The organism is Pseudomonas sp. AFG_SD02_1510_Pfu_092, from assembly GCF_003331055.1.
GTDB lineage: Bacteria > Pseudomonadota > Gammaproteobacteria > Pseudomonadales > Pseudomonadaceae > Aquipseudomonas.
Genome location: NZ_PUQD01000004.1, coordinates 19922 through 34228 on the forward strand (window position 1 = coordinate 19922; position 14307 = coordinate 34228).

Below are 14307 nucleotides of genomic sequence, written 5' to 3' on the forward strand. Positions count from 1 at the left end.
TGTGAAGGCATTGCAAGGCGTTGACGGACATGTGGCCTGGGTCGAGGCCGAACGCCCGGCCTGTGACGCCGGCCAGGTGCGCATTCGCGTGGCGGCGGCGGGGCTGAACCGCGCCGATCTGTTGCAGATGAAGGGCCTCTATCCGCCACCGCCAGGCGCCAGCCCGTACATGGGCCTGGAGTGTGCCGGGGTGATCGCCGAGGTGGGCGCCGGTGCCGACTGGCGGGTGGGTGACCGTGTGTGTGCGTTGCTCGCCAGCGGCGCCATGGCTGAGGAGGTGGTGGTGGATGCCCGCCACGTGCTGCCGGTGCCCGAAGGCCTGAGCCTGCACGAGGCGGCGGCGTTGCCGGAGGTGTATGCCACCGCCTGGCTGAACATCTTCCAGCTGGGCGGCGTGAAGGCTGGCGAGAAGGTGCTGGTGCATGCCGGCGCCAGCGGCGTCGGCTCGGCCGCCATCCAGCTGTGCAAGGCGTTCGGCAGCCCGGTGTGGGTCAGCGTCGGTTCGCCGGACCGCCTGGCCTACTGCGAAGCGCTGGGCGCCGCCGGTGGCGTGGTGCGCAACCAGAACCTGGAAGCGCTGGAGGGTTTCGGCCCGTTCGACGTGATTCTCGACCCGGTGGGCGCCAGCTACGGCGAGCTCAACCTCAAGTTGCTGGCGCGTGACGGGCGCTGGGTGATCATCGGCCTGATGGGCGGGCGCAAGTTCGAGCTGGACCTGGCCCAGGTGCTGGGCAAGCGCCTGGAAATTACCGGTTCCACGCTGCGCAACCGCGATGATGGCTTCAAGGCCGAACTGCTGCGCGAGTTGCAGCAGCAGGTGTGGCCGCTGTTTGCCGAAGGGCGTTTGTCGCCGCAGCTGGTCGATACCTACCCGATCGAGTTTGCCCAGGCGGCGTATGCCGAACTGGAAACCAACCAGGTTTCCGGCAAGCTGGTGATGGTCATCGACCCCAGCCTGGGGTAAGCAGGCCCGGCCCCTTCGCGGGTAAACCCGCTCCCACAGGGATCACCACAGGCTGGAAAACTGTGCGGGCCCTGTGGGAGCGGGTTTACCCGCGAAAGGGCCGGTACAGGCAACCCATTTATTTCAGGTCCAGCTCAAGATCGGCCACTTGTTGATCTCGGCATGCTCACGCAACACCGCATCCGGGTTCACCGCATGCGGGAAGTCCACCTTCAGCAACAACGGCAGGTCATTGCGCGAGTCGGAATAGAAGCTCGCACCCTCAAGGTTCTCCTGCTCCTGGTCCAGCCATTCCAGCAAGCGGGTGATCTTGCCTTCGCGATACGTCAGCACCCCATGGGTCTCGCCGGTATACACCCCGTTCAGCGCTTCCAGCTCGATGGCCAGGTACTCCTCCACCCCCAGCCGCGCCGCAATCGGCCCGACCAGATGCTGGCCCGAAGCGGAAATGATCAGGATGCGATCGCCACGCTTGCGGTGCTCGGCAATGCAGCGGCAGGCGTCGCCATAGATGATCGGCTCGATCACCTCCTCGACCCACGGTTGCACCAGGTGTTCGACTTCCTCCAGGGTACGCCCGGCAATCGGCTCCAGGCTGAAGGCCATGTAGTCCTCCATCCGCAGATGGCCCTTGCCATAAGCCTCCATCAACTCATGGTCGCGGCGCAGGAACTCCTTACCGTCGACCCAGCCCAGCCGGGCCATCTGTTCGCTCCACAGCGACGCGCAGTCGCCGTGGATCAGGGTTTCGTCCAGATCGAAAATTGCCAATGCCATGCTGTTGCTTCTCCTTAGGCCACTTCCCGTAGCGCCGTGGGGTCGATCGACAAGCTTACCCGTTGTCCGTCCGCATGCAGGTCGGCCGGTGAGCGGTTGAGCACATCGACCACCAGTTCCACCTCACGCACCTGTACCCGGTAGCGGATCACATTGCCCAACAGGCTGTGGCTGCGCACTTCGGCGTCCAGTTCACCGCTGCTGCCCAGGGTGATCGACTCGGGACGGACGGCCAGGCGGCTGGCCACCGGGCGCTGCAGCAGGCGGCTGGCGCTGTCGGCGTCGAGCAGGTTGTAGTTGCCGATGAAGCCGGCGGCAAACAGGTCCACCGGCGCGGTGTAGAGGGTTTCGGCATCGCCGCTCTGGACGATACGCCCCTGGTTCATCAGGAAGATGCGGTCCGACATCGTCAGCGCTTCTTCCTGGTCATGGGTGACGAAAATGGTGGTCAGCCCCAGCTCGCGCTGGATCGCGCGAATCTGCTCACGCAGGTGCTTGCGAATGCGCGCATCCAGCGCCGACAGCGGCTCGTCGAGCAGCAGCAGGCGCGGGCGGGTCACCAGCGAGCGGGCCAGGGCGACACGCTGGCACTGGCCGCCGGACAACTGGTGCGGGTAGCGCCCGGCGAAGCTGCCCAGCTCCACCAGCTCCAATGCCTCGCGCACCCGAGCCTGGCTTTCGGCGGCCTTGACCTTCTGCATGCGCAGGCCAAAGGCGACGTTCTGTTCCACGGTCATGTTGGGGAACAGCGCGTAGCTCTGGAACACCATGCCGATGCCACGCTTTTGCGGGCTGAGCGGGACGATGTCGTGGCCGTCGAGCAGGATCTGCCCGCTGTCCACCGGCGTCAGCCCGGCAATGCAGCGCAGCAGGGTGGATTTGCCGCAACCGGACGGGCCGAGCAGGGTGACGAACTCGCCGCGTTCGATATGGCAGTCGATGTTCTCGAACACCGGGCTGCCGGCGTAGCTTTTCTGCAGTTTCTGTACGCTGACGAAGCTCATGTCAGGTCTTGTCCTTGTTCAGGCGGTTGGCAACCCAGGTCAGTACCAGCACGAAGGCGAAATACGAGATCACCAGTGCGCTGTTGAAATGGCCGCTGCTGTTGCGCATGTTGTTCAGGTACACCTGCAGGGTCTCGTAACGGGTGCCGACCAGCAGGTTGGCGAACACGAACTCACCGAACAGGAACGAGAACGACAGCAGCAGCGCCACCATCAGGCCCTTGCGCAGGTTCGGCAGCACCACCAGCAACGCCGCCTGCCAGGTGCTGGCGCCGAGCAGCTGGGCGGCGTCCATCAGGTCGCGCAGGTTGATCGCCTGCAGGTTGTTGGTGATGGCGCGGTACATGAACGGCAGGGCAATGGTGAAATAGCAGCCGATCAGGATCCACGGTGTGCCGACCATGGCCATCGGCCCGCTGCCATACAGCTGCAGCAGCCCCACCGACGACACCACCGGCGGCACCGCGAACGGCAGCAGGATGAGGATGTTCATCAGGGCGTCGAGCCGGGGGAAGTGGTAGTGCACCACGAACAGCAGCGGCAGGATCAGCACCACCGACAGCAGCAGTGCGCCCACGCACACCAGCAGCGACTGGCCGAAGGCGGCGAGGAAGCGCGGTTCGCTCCACAGCGCGAAGTACCACTTGAAGGTCAGCCCGCTGGGCAGCAGGCTGGCCGACCAGCTGGTGGCCAGCGAGTAGAGCAGGGTGCCGGCCAGCGGCAGCAGCAGGATCAGGAACAGCAGGTAGACCACGGCGCGGTGGTACCAGCTGGCGGAACGGGCGTCAGCGCGCATGGTAGCTCCTTTTCAGCAGCCATTGATGCACCACCGTGACCAGCGTCATCAGCCCCACCAAAACCATCGCCAGGGCGCTGGCCAGGTTGGGGTCGAGGCTGATGTCACCGGCCACCAGGCCGGCGATGCGGATTGGTAGGACGTTGAAGTTGCCGGTGGTCAGCGCGTACACGGTGGCATAGGCGCCGAGTGCGTTGGCCAGCAGGATGACGAAGGTGCCGAGCAGGGCCGGGGTCAGCACCGGCAGGCCGATGTGCCGCCAGAATTGCCAATGGCTGGCACCCAGCAGCGCGGCCGACTCGCGCCAGTCTTCCCGCAGGGCGTCGAACGCCGGGTACAGCAGCAACACGCCAAGCGGGATCTGGAAGTAGGTGTACACCAGGATCAGGCCGCTTTTCGAATAGATGCTGAAGTCTTCCAGCAGGCCGACCTGCTTCAGCAGCAGGGTCAGCGCGCCGTTGAAGCCGAGCAGGATGATGAAGGCGAAGGCCAGCGGCACCCCGGCAAAGTTGCTGGTCATGTTGGCGAAGGCGCTGACGAAGTCGCGCAGCTTCGAGTCCACCTGGCGCAGCGAATAGGCGCCGAGGGTGGCGATGACGATGCCGAACAGGCTCGACCAGAAGCTGATCTCCAGGCTGCGTTGCAAGGCCTGTAAATAGAACTTCGAGGCGAATACCTTGCTGAAGTTGTCCACGCCCCAGCCCGCTTCCGATTGCAGGCTGTTGATCGCCACCCAGGCCAGCGGGGCGATCTGGAAGATGACGAAGAACACGGCGAACGGTAGCAGGCAGAGCAGGGCCAGGTAGCGGCCGCCCGAACGGCTGCTTTTGCGTATGCTCACTTCAGCAGCTCCCGGCAGACGGTTTTGTCATGCGCCGCGCCGAGCAGCTCACAGATGGTGCCGCACAGCTCGGTCTGCAGCGGTTTGGCCGCCGGGTCGAGGCTGAAGGCGTCGCCGAAGACGAACAGCGGCACTTCGCGCTCTTCGGCCAGCAGGCCGTTGTGCGAGCGGTCGTTGTTCATGCCATGGTCGGCGGTGATCAGCACCTGGTAACCCTCTTCGAGCCAGCCCGGCAGGTAGTCGGCCAGCAGGATGTCGGCGCTGCGCGCGGCGTTGCGGTACTGGCTGCTGTCCAGGCCATGGCGATGGCCGACGTCATCGATGCTCATCGGGTGCAGCAGCAGGAAATTGGGCGCGTGGCGGCGACGCAGGTATTCGCCATCGGCCAGCAGGTGCGAATCAGGGTAGCGGTCGTCCCAGTAGAACAGCCCGTGCTGGATCGGCAGCTTCGGCGCGTGGGTGTGGCGGTCGCGCTGCGGGTCGAAGGGCGAACGGTTGTACAGCTCGCTCACCCAGTGATAGGCCGCCGCTGCAGTGCCCAGGTTGGCCTCGCGGGCGTAGTGGAACACGCTGCGCTGGTTGGACAGGCGGTTGACGTTGTTGTGCACGATGCCGCTGTCGATGGGCGGCACGCCGGTGAGGATGCACTCGTACAGCGGGCGCGACAGGGACGGCAGTTCGCATTCCACGCGGTACAGCGCGGCACGGTCGGCTTCGACATAGGCGTGCAGGTGGCCCATGGCGTGGTGGGCGACCTGGTAGTTGAGGCCGTCGAGCAGGACCAGGATGACGTTGTGTTGCATGGTGGCTCCAGTTCATGAACCGCGTTGGCTGCTTCGCGGGCTGGCCCGCTCCCACAGGTACCGCACAGCCTTAGGAAGCGGTGCAGTCCCTGTGGGAGCGGGCAAGCCCGCGAAAGGGCCGGATCAGGCACTACAAAAGCTAACCCCTTACTCCATCTCGATAATCACCTGCTCCTGCCACATCTGCGGCAGTTTCTTCGAGGTCGCCTCCCAGGCTTCGGCATTCTTGATCGGCTGCGCTGCCTTGTACTGTTCGTTGGGCAGCAGCTTGGCCTGGACATCCTCAGGCAGTTTCAGGTGTTCGGCACGGATCGGCCGCGCATGCCCCTTGGCCAGGTTGATCTGCCCGGCGTCGCTGAAAATGTACTCCCGCGTCAGCTTGGCCGCGTTCGGGTGCTTGGCGTACTTGTTGATCACCGTGGTATAGCCGGAAATCACCGAACCATCCGACGGGATCAGCACCTCGAAACGCTTGGGGTCGATCTGTTCGCGGTAGCTCAGCCCGTTGAAGTCCCACACCACGCCGACCTCCACCTCGCCCTTTTCCAGGGTCTGGATGGTCGGGTTGGCCAGCGACAGGCGTTTTTGCTGGGCCAGCTTGGTGAACAGCTGCAGGCCCGGCGCCACGTTGCTTTCGTCGCCCTTGTAGGCAATGGCCGCCGCCAGTACGCCGTTGGCGGCCTGGGCTGCGGTGCCGACGTCACCGATGGCGACCTTGTACTGGCCTTTTTCCAGGTCATGCCAGGTTTTCGGGCGTTGGTCTTCCTTGACCAGGTCCTTGTTGATGATGAAGGCGATGGTGCCGGTATAGGCCAGTGCCCAGTGGCCGTCCTTGTCCTTGGCCCACTCCGGTACCTGGTCCCAGGTGCTCGGCTTGTAGGGCTGGCTCACGCCCTTGCTCACGGCGATCGGGCCGAAGGCCGCACCCACGTCGCCGATGTCGGCGCTGGCGTTGTCCTTCTCGGCTTCGAACTTGGCGATTTCCTGGGCCGAACTCATGTCGGTGTCGCTGTGCTTGAGGCCGTACTTGCTGGCCAGGTCTTCCCAGGTGCCTTTCCAGTTGGCCCAGGCATCCGGCATGCCCACGCTGTTGACGTTGCCTTCCTTGCGGGCGGCGTCTTCCAGGGCCTTGAGGTCGGTGCCGGCAGCCATGGCCGTGGTACACAGGGCGATGGCCGAACCGAGCAGTGACGCCATGAAGAACTTTTTCATCCGAAGCTCCTTTGGGTGAGTGCCTTTGCGATCGTTGTAATGGGTGAAGCCTGTGCCTGCGACCGTTGGTCTAGGTCAGCAAACCTTGAGCCAAGGTAGGCCGCTTGCATGACAATTTGATGTAGGGGAGGGGCCCGCACAGGCGCAAGCGGGTTCCTGGCAATACAGCGTAGACCATGGCCGGCCCCCGGTTTTGTGGGGCTGGCCCGATTCTGGCAGTGCTTGCGGCGCAGCTCTGTCACAGGATGTTCATCAGCCCTGCCTAGGCTTGCACTATTCTCCAGGTGCCCTGTTATGGGGCTGGACTAGTCCAGATAGGTAACCTTTGATGCAGTCGATGCCACCGCGTGCGGTAACAGCCATCTGCCATGCCCTGCAGGAGCAGATCGAGCACGGCCTGCTGGCGCCGGGCGGCAAGCTGCCGGCCGAGCGCAGGCTCAGCGAGGTGTTCGACACCACGCGCATCACCCTGCGCGAGGCGCTGGTGCAACTGGAAGCCCAAGGGCTGATCTACCGCGAAGAACGCCGCGGCTGGTTCGTCGCGCCCGAGCGGCTGACTTACGACCTGATCGAGCGCAGCCATTTCCATGCCATGGTGCGCGATCAGGGGCGGGTGCCCGCCACCGAACTGGTGTCGTCGCGCCTGCAGCCGGCCTCGGCGGCCATCTGTGCGCGCCTGCAGCTGCCGGCGTTGTCCAGCGTGGTGCGGATCTGCCGGTTACGCCGCATCGACGGGCGGGCAGTGCTGTATGCCGAGCATTACCTCAACCCGCGGTACTTCCCGGAGATTCTCGAACAGGACCTGGCACAGTCGCTGACCGAGATTTATGGGCGGGTGTATGGCATCGAGTATGGGCAGGTGTGCTTCGAGATCTTGCCGACGGCGTTGCCGGTAGAGGCGGCCAGTGCGCTGAAAGTGTCGGCGGGCAGCCCCGGGTTGCACATTACCCGGGTCAACAGCGACCAGCATGGGCATCTGATCGATTGTGACCTGGAGTATTGGCGGCATGATGCCATTCGCATTCGGGCCCAGGCTGGATAGGGGGTGGCTTGTTCGCGGGCTCGCCCGCTCCCACAGGGACCGCAAAAGTTTCAGGCCCTGTGATTATCCTGTGGGAGCGGGCAAGCCCGCGAAAGGGCCCTAACTGGCGGAACCGGTTCCAGCCAGCCCACCACCCCCCGCAGTCACCACCTGCACCGACAAGCGCGGCGTCGCCAGGTCCAGCCCGGCCTCGTCCAGCTGCCGCTTCAACGCCAGGTTGAACGCCCGCGACACTTCCCATTGCTTGATCGGCGCGGTCTTGAAACGTGCCCGCAAGATCGCCGAACCCGATTCGAAGCTCTCCACGCCCTGCAGCTCCAGCGGCGACCAGATGTTGCGGCGCATCAGCGGGTCGTTGCGCAGTTTCTGCCCGACCTCGCGAATCAGCGTGATCGCCTGGTCGATGTTCATGCTGTGCGGGATCGCCACGCGGAAGATCGCGTAACCGAACTCGCGCGAGTAGTTCTTGATGCTCTTGATTTCGCTGAACGGGATGGTATGCACGATGCCGTCGATATCGCGCAGGCGCACGGTACGGATGGTCAGCCCTTCCACCGTGCCCAGGTGGCCGCCGACATCCACGTAGTCGTCGATGGCCAGCGAGTCCTCGATGATGATGAACAGCCCGGTGATCAGGTCGGCCACCAGCGATTGCGCGCCAAAACCGATGGCCAGGCCGATCACCCCGGCACCGGCCAGCAGCGGCGTGACGTTCATGCCCATGTTGGCCAGGGCGACGATCACCGCAATGATGAAGATGACCACGAACATCACGTTGCGGATCAACGGCATCATGGTCTGCGCGCGGGCGTTGGCCAAGCCGCGGCGCGAACGCACCAGGGCATGGTGCACGGCAGTGTCGGCGAGGATCCACACCAGCCAGGCGACGATCAGCGTGCCGGCCAGGCCCAGCAGGCGCAGGCTGATGTCGTGGCCGTCGCCCTCGGCGAAGCTGATCATCGACAGGCCCCACACGCGCAGGCCCAGCTCGATGAACAGCAGCCAGATGAACAGGTGCACCAGCAGGTAGGCGAAGTTGCGCAGGCGCTCGGCGTACACCGCCTGGCGTTTGTTGGCGCGCTTGGGGTTGGCGGCGTGGCGGCGTACCAGGCCGTTGAGCACCATGCACACCACCACCAGCACCGTGCACATCAGCGACTGGCGCAGCGCGGTGCTGGTATCGCCGGCCGAGACGAAGGTGGCGAACAGCGAGATGGCCACCAGGATCAGCGCCGGGATGAACCAGAAGCTGCCGAGAATTTCGATGGTGTCGCTGAGGGTACGCCGGGTCAGCCGTCGTGACAGTGGCTGGTTGCGGATCAGGTGGGCGATGGGCCGGCGGAAACGCAGGATGAACAGCCCGGTGCACAGCGCCGCGACGACGTTGGCCAGGGTCGCCAAGGCATGCGCCAGGTGGGTGCCGAGGGCGACCGTCAGGCGCGGGTCGCTCATCGCCTCGCCAAACGCGGCGAAGCTGCCGATCAGCCACAGCGGGCGAAACGCCTGGTGCCGCAGGATGTGCAGGGCGCGGTGGCGGTGCGGGCCGTCGAGCAGCGAAAAGGCGATCACGCAGATGGCCGAGAAGCAGGTGCCCACCACCAGTGCATAGGCCAGCACCATGGCCAGCGATTTGCCCAGTGACGGCGGCAGCACCACGCTCAGGTACACGGTAAAGACCAGCGCCACCAGCCATGGCCCCAGCTTGCGCAGGGCAAAACGCACCAGGTCCCAGGTGCGCGGATGCTGCGGCAGCTCCTCGCTCAGGCCGAAGCGCAGGCGTAGCCGATGGCCGACCCAGTTGAAGGCGTAGGCCAGCACGCTCCACACGGCGATGACGGCGGCAAAGCCGAACAGCATGGCCGGCCACTGCTGCACCGGCACGATCAGTTCGGCCAGTTCGGCCTGGGCCTGTTCGATTTCTGCGGCCCAGCGGTGAAACGGGCTGGCATCGCCGCTGAACTGCTTTTCAAAGTCATGCAGGGCCCCGCCGATCAGGCCGAGCACGCCCTGTTCGACACTGGGCTGCGATTGCCGGGTGGCGTCGCGCAGCTTTTTCAGGTCGGCCAGCAGCTTGGCCCGCTGCTGGTCGTTTTCCAGGTTTTTGATCACCTCGTCCAGCGACTTTTCCAGCGGTTCGCTGGCTTGCGGTTGCGCGGGCGCGCTTGCACCCAGCAGGCCGGGCAGGCCGGCGGCATGTACCGGGGAAATGAACAGCGACAGCAGCAGGAACAGGCAACGCAGGAAGGCGGGCACGGGTAACACTACCTCAGGCAAACGATTGGCCGAGTGTAGAGGTTCACGACGGCAGTTGCTCGAGGATCTTCCAGCAGGTGAGGCCGAAGATGCCCAGCGTGCCGACCCACATCATCACCACGCCGATGTTGCGCTCGCGCAGGCTGAAGCCGATGGTCAGTAGCAGCAGGAACAGAAACACCGGCACGAACAGGGACAGGAACGGGGACATGGACAGCAATCCTTTTGCAATGGGGCCATGTGACAAGCATAGCGGGAAGCAGGCGAAGCGGGATTGACCTTGAGCAGGCCCGGCCTCTTCGCGGGTTTACCCGCGAAGAGGCCGAGCCTGCCTACACCAACATCAAGGCAACTCGCGGCTACGGTAGAACGCGCTCAACACCTTCACCAGGTGCGCCAGGTCATGGCTACCGCACAGCTCGCGAATCGAGTGCATGGCAAAGGTCGGCAAGCCGATATCCACGGTGCGCACGCCCAGGTGGCTGGCGGCGATCGGCCCGATGGTCGAGCCACAGCCCATGTCGCTGCGCACCACGAAGCTCTGCACCGGCACTTCCTCGGCCATGCACAGGTGGCGGAAGAACCCGGCGGTTTCGCTGTTGGTGGCGTAGCGCTGGTTGTTGTTCACCTTGATCACCGGCCCGGCGTTGAGCTTGGGCCCGTGGTTGCCGTCGTGCTTGTCGGCGTAGTTGGGGTGCACGCCGTGGGCGTTGTCGGCCGACACCATCAGCGAACGCTGGATGGTACGCACATAGGCGTCGCCATCCGGCAGCAGGCGTTGCAGGGTCTGCTCCAGCATCGGGCCGTCGGCGCCGCAGGCCGAGCAGCTGCCGACTTCTTCGTGGTCGGTGCACACCAGCACGCAGGTTTCATCGCTGTCGGCGGCCAGCAGCGCCTGCAGGCCGGCATAGCACGACAACAGGTTGTCCAGCCGGGCGCCGGCGATGAAGTCGCCGTTCAGGCCGATGAGCGCGGCGTCCTGGGTGTCGTAGAAGCTCAGCTCGTAATCCAGCACCACATCGGCGATCAGCTCGTGCTCGCGGGCCAGTTGCTCGGTGAGCAAGGCGCGGAAGTCGATGCGCTCGTCACCCGCCACCTGCGCCAGGATTGGCGGCAGTTCGTTCTGCGGGTTGATCGCCCAGCCTTCGTTGGCGCTGCGGTTGAGGTGGATCGCCAGGTTGGGGATGATCGCGATCGGCAGCTTGAAGTCGATCAGCTGGCTCTCGACCTTGCCGTCGCGGCGGTAGGTGACCCGCCCGGCCAGCGACAGGTCGCGGTCGAACCACGGCGCCAGCAGGGCACCGCCATACACTTCCACGCCCAGTTGCAGGAAGCCCTGGCGCTGCAATTCGGGCTGCGGCTTGACCCGCAGGCACGGGCTGTCGGTGTGGGCGCCGACCATGCGGATGCCGTTCAGCAGCGGCGCCTGCTGGCCCAGCTTGATGGCGATGATCGACGAGTCGTTACGGGTGACGTAGTAGCGGCCGCCAGGCACCGTGGCCCAGCTGTCGCGCTCGTCCAGGCGCTGGTAACCGGCAGCTTCCAGGCGCTGGGCCAGGCTGGCGGTGGCGTGGAAGGGCGTGGGGGAGGCCTTGAGGAAGTCGATAAGGCCAGAATTCAGTGCGTCGCGCATAGCTCACTCCAGACAGCAGTGGCGCGAGTTTAGCGTATTGGGTCAGTAAATTGTGCCTGCCTCTTCGCGGCTAAAGCCGCTCCCACAGGGACCGCACCGCTCTTGAGGGCTGTGCAGTCCCTGTGGGAGCGGCTTTAGCCGCGAAGAGGCCGTACAGGCAATACAAATTCAGAAAGGCGCAGGGCACTCGAACTTCAACCGCTCCCCGGTCACCGGGTGGGTAAAGCTCAGCATTGAGGCATGCAGGCACAGCCGCTCATGGGCCGCCAGCGCCTCTGGGTTGGCATACAACCGGTCGCCCAGCAGCGGGTGCCCGATCGACAGCATGTGCACGCGCAACTGGTGCGAACGGCCGGTAATCGGTGTCAGCTCTACCCGGCAGTAATCACCGCAGCGCTCGACGATGCGCCAGAAGGTCAGCGCATGCTTGCCCTGCGCGTGGTCCACCACATGCCGTGGCTTGGTCGGCGGGTCGTAGCGCAGCGGCAGGTCGATGCTGCCGCTGTCCAGCCCCGGCTGGCCCCAGCACAACGCGGTGTAGGCCTTTTCGGTTTCCCGGTCATGGAACTGACGCGACAGCTCGCGGTGGCTGTCGGCATCCCGGGCCAGCAGGATGATGCCGGAAGTTTCCCAGTCCAGGCGGTGCACGATCAACGCGTCGGGGTAGCCGTTTTCCTGCAGGCGGGTGATCAGGCAGTCCTTGTTGTCTTCGGCGCGGCCGGGTACCGACAGCAGCAGGGTCGGTTTGTTGATCACCAGGATGGCGGCGTCTTCGTGCAGGATCTGGATGTTCGACAGCGGCATTGCTTGGTCTCGGTCATATCGGGGAAAAACCATTGGGGCCGCTTTGCGGCCCATCGCCGGCAAGCCAGCTCCCACAGGTACAACGCGGACTCTGTGGGAGCTGGTTTGCCGGCGATGGGCTGCAAAGCAGCCCCAATGGCCAACTGCGCGGATCAGCGATCCGGCAAGGTGATGTTCAGTTCCAGAATCGAGCAGCTACCCTGGTTTTCCAGCTCGATATGCACATCGTCGTTGCCGATGTTCACATACTTGCGGATCACTTCCAGCAGTTCTTTCTGCAGCGCCGGCAGGTAGTCCGGTTCGCTGCGTTGGCCGCGCTCGTGCGCCACGATGATCTGTAGACGCTCTTTCGCTACCGACGCGCTGGTCTGTTTCTGTCTGCCACGAAAGAAGTCAAAAAGGTTCATGGTTTACTTGCCTCCAAACAGGCGCGCGAAGAATCCTTGCTTCGGCACTTCGATGAACCGCAGGGGCTTTTCTTTGCCCAGCAGACGGTCGACGGTATCGCTATAGGCCTGGCCGGCATCGCTCTGGTCGTCGAGGATGACCGGGATACCCTGGTTGGAAGCCTTCAGCACAGCCTGGCTCTCGGGGATCACACCCTTGAGCTTGATCGCCAGGATTTCCTCGACGTCGGCAATGCTCAGCATTTCGCCCTTTTCCACGCGCTCCGGGTGGTAGCGGGTGATCAGCAGGTGTTCCTTGATCGGCTCTTCGCCGTTTTCCGAGCGGCGCGACTTGCTCGACAGGATGCCCAGCATGCGGTCGGAGTCACGCACCGACGACACTTCCGGGTTGGTCACCACGACGGCTTCGTCGGCGAAGTACATGGCCAGGTGCGCGCCTTTCTCGATACCGGCCGGCGAGTCGCAGATGACGAATTCGAAGTCCTTCTTCAGCTCCATCAGGACCTTTTCCACGCCTTCCTGGGTCAGCGCGTCCTTGTCACGGGTCTGGCTGGCGGCCAGCACGTACAGGTTCTCGAGGCGCTTGTCCTTGATCAGGGCCTGTTGCAGGTTGGCTTCGCCGTTGACCACGTTGACGAAGTCATAGACCACGCGGCGTTCGCAGCCCATGATCAGGTCGAGGTTACGCAGGCCGACGTCGAAGTCGACGATGACGGTCTTGTGGCCGCGCAGTGCGAGGCCGGTACCAATGGCGGCGCTGGTGGTGGTCTTGCCCACACCCCCTTTGCCGGAAGTAACCACGATAATCTTGGCCAAGGTGTTTCACCCCTAAAATAATCGGGACGCAAGTCCCTGCAAAAATTACAAATAAATGGCAACGATAAAAAGTTGCACTAAAAATGCTGGCAAGTATCCGTTAAAGACGGGTGATGTTCAACACGTCGCCAGACAGGCTGACTTGCACGCCGGTACCCCACAGCGGGTCGCGGCGCAAGTCTTCGCAAACTTTGTACTGGCCGGCGATCGAGACCATTTCAGCCGTCATCTGCTGGCAGAAGATTCGCGCCTTGGTATTGCCTTTGATGCCGGCCAGGGCGCGGCCGCGCATGGCGCCGTACACATGGATGTTGCCATCGGCGAGAAGTTCCGCCCCCGGGCTGACCGAAGCGGTCACCACCAGGTCGCCACCCTGGGCGTAGATCTGCTGGCCGCCACGCACCGGCGCGGTGATGATACGGGTCGGCCGCACCTCGGGTTCGAGGATCGGCGGCGGCACGGGCGCCGGCTCGGGCTTCTTCACCTCGGGCTCGGGCTCCAGCGGCCGTTCGCGGGCGCCGGACGGCGGCAGCACCGGCAGGTCGATGGCGATGGCGGCGGCGATGTCCTCGATGCGGTTGGCGCGGATGGCCAGGGTACGCAGGCCGTGGTGGCGGCAGATCCGCATCAAGCCGGGCAGGTCGATTGCCCCCTCGTCGGCCGGCAGCTTGTCCAGCGCCAGCACCAGCGGCGTGTTGCTGAAGAAGTTCGGTGCCTGGGCGACTTTGGCCGCCAGTTGGCGGTCAAGGGCTTCAAGGTCATTGCGCGCCAGTTCCAGCACGGTAATGGCGAGCATGCTGCCCTTGAGCTGGAACACGGAGGCGGTATCGGGTGTGTGGTTTGGGCTCATGGTCTGCATAGACGGCTTGTTGCGAAAAAAGTGCCCTGACTTATATCGATAAGACCGGTTGCCCGCAACATGCGCTGATCCGTTGTAGAATGCGCGGCCCTTGTC

General features: G+C 64.3%; 15 protein-coding genes. 2 read left to right on the forward strand and 13 right to left on the reverse strand.

What is annotated here, in order from left to right:
- Position 1: 1 nt before the first annotated feature.
- The gene (locus C6A77_RS03130) at positions 2–964 is read left to right on the forward strand and encodes an NAD(P)H-quinone oxidoreductase (RefSeq protein WP_114167965.1); all 963 of its coding nucleotides are present in this window, start codon (positions 2–4) and stop codon (positions 962–964) included.
- Between the two features lie 123 nt (positions 965–1087).
- On the opposite strand, the gene C6A77_RS03135 is transcribed toward C6A77_RS03130, so the two are convergent.
- From C6A77_RS03135 to C6A77_RS03160, 6 genes are all read right to left on the reverse strand, one after another.
- Positions 1088–1741 (reverse strand): HAD family hydrolase, encoded by a 654-nt coding sequence (locus C6A77_RS03135; protein ID WP_114167966.1) that lies wholly within the window; start codon positions 1739–1741, stop codon positions 1088–1090.
- Between the two features lie 14 nt (positions 1742–1755).
- Positions 1756–2745 (reverse strand): ABC transporter ATP-binding protein, encoded by a 990-nt coding sequence (locus tag C6A77_RS03140; protein ID WP_114167967.1) that lies wholly within the window; start codon positions 2743–2745, stop codon positions 1756–1758.
- A 1-nt stretch (position 2746) separates the two neighbouring features.
- Positions 2747–3541, reverse strand: coding sequence for an ABC transporter permease (locus C6A77_RS03145; RefSeq protein ID WP_114167968.1), 795 nt, complete (start codon positions 3539–3541; stop codon positions 2747–2749).
- A complete protein-coding gene (locus C6A77_RS03150) occupies positions 3531–4382 on the reverse strand; it encodes an ABC transporter permease subunit (RefSeq protein WP_114167969.1) in 852 nt (283 codons plus the stop codon). The genes C6A77_RS03145 and C6A77_RS03150 overlap by 11 nt, the downstream gene beginning before the upstream one ends.
- Positions 4379–5185, reverse strand: coding sequence for an alkaline phosphatase family protein (locus C6A77_RS03155; protein WP_114167970.1), 807 nt, complete (start codon positions 5183–5185; stop codon positions 4379–4381). The genes C6A77_RS03150 and C6A77_RS03155 overlap by 4 nt, the downstream gene beginning before the upstream one ends.
- 147 nt (positions 5186–5332) lie before the next feature.
- Positions 5333–6397, reverse strand: coding sequence for an extracellular solute-binding protein (locus C6A77_RS03160; RefSeq protein WP_114167971.1), 1065 nt, complete (start codon positions 6395–6397; stop codon positions 5333–5335).
- 328 nt (positions 6398–6725) lie between these two features.
- Here C6A77_RS03160 and C6A77_RS03165 point away from each other — a divergent pair, with 328 nt between their 5' ends.
- Positions 6726–7439: a UTRA domain-containing protein gene (locus C6A77_RS03165; RefSeq protein WP_114167972.1), complete on the forward strand. Its 714-nt coding sequence runs from the start codon at positions 6726–6728 to the stop codon at positions 7437–7439.
- 99 nt (positions 7440–7538) lie between these two features.
- Here the strand turns inward: C6A77_RS03165 and C6A77_RS03170 are convergent, their stop codons facing one another.
- From C6A77_RS03170 to minC, 7 genes are all read right to left on the reverse strand, one after another.
- Entirely contained in the window at positions 7539–9692 is a 2154-nt protein-coding gene (locus C6A77_RS03170; RefSeq protein WP_114167973.1) for a mechanosensitive ion channel domain-containing protein, read from the reverse strand.
- A gap of 43 nt (positions 9693–9735) precedes the next feature.
- Positions 9736–9903, reverse strand: coding sequence for a hypothetical protein (locus C6A77_RS25650; protein ID WP_003260099.1), 168 nt, complete (start codon positions 9901–9903; stop codon positions 9736–9738).
- Between the two features lie 132 nt (positions 9904–10035).
- The gene (locus tag C6A77_RS03175; protein WP_114167974.1) at positions 10036–11325 is read right to left on the reverse strand and encodes a M18 family aminopeptidase; all 1290 of its coding nucleotides are present in this window, start codon (positions 11323–11325) and stop codon (positions 10036–10038) included.
- 168 nt (positions 11326–11493) lie between these two features.
- Positions 11494–12129 (reverse strand): RluA family pseudouridine synthase, encoded by a 636-nt coding sequence (locus C6A77_RS03180; protein WP_114167975.1) that lies wholly within the window; start codon positions 12127–12129, stop codon positions 11494–11496.
- 152 nt (positions 12130–12281) lie between these two features.
- Positions 12282–12536, reverse strand: coding sequence for a cell division topological specificity factor MinE (gene minE, locus C6A77_RS03185; RefSeq protein ID WP_003252572.1), 255 nt, complete (start codon positions 12534–12536; stop codon positions 12282–12284).
- A gap of 3 nt (positions 12537–12539) precedes the next feature.
- Positions 12540–13352, reverse strand: coding sequence for a septum site-determining protein MinD (gene minD / locus C6A77_RS03190; protein ID WP_114167976.1), 813 nt, complete (start codon positions 13350–13352; stop codon positions 12540–12542).
- A 100-nt stretch (positions 13353–13452) separates the two neighbouring features.
- Positions 13453–14211, reverse strand: a complete 759-nt coding sequence (gene minC / locus C6A77_RS03195; protein ID WP_023660587.1) for a septum site-determining protein MinC — start codon at positions 14209–14211, stop codon at positions 13453–13455.
- Between the last annotated feature and the right edge of the window lie 96 nt (positions 14212–14307).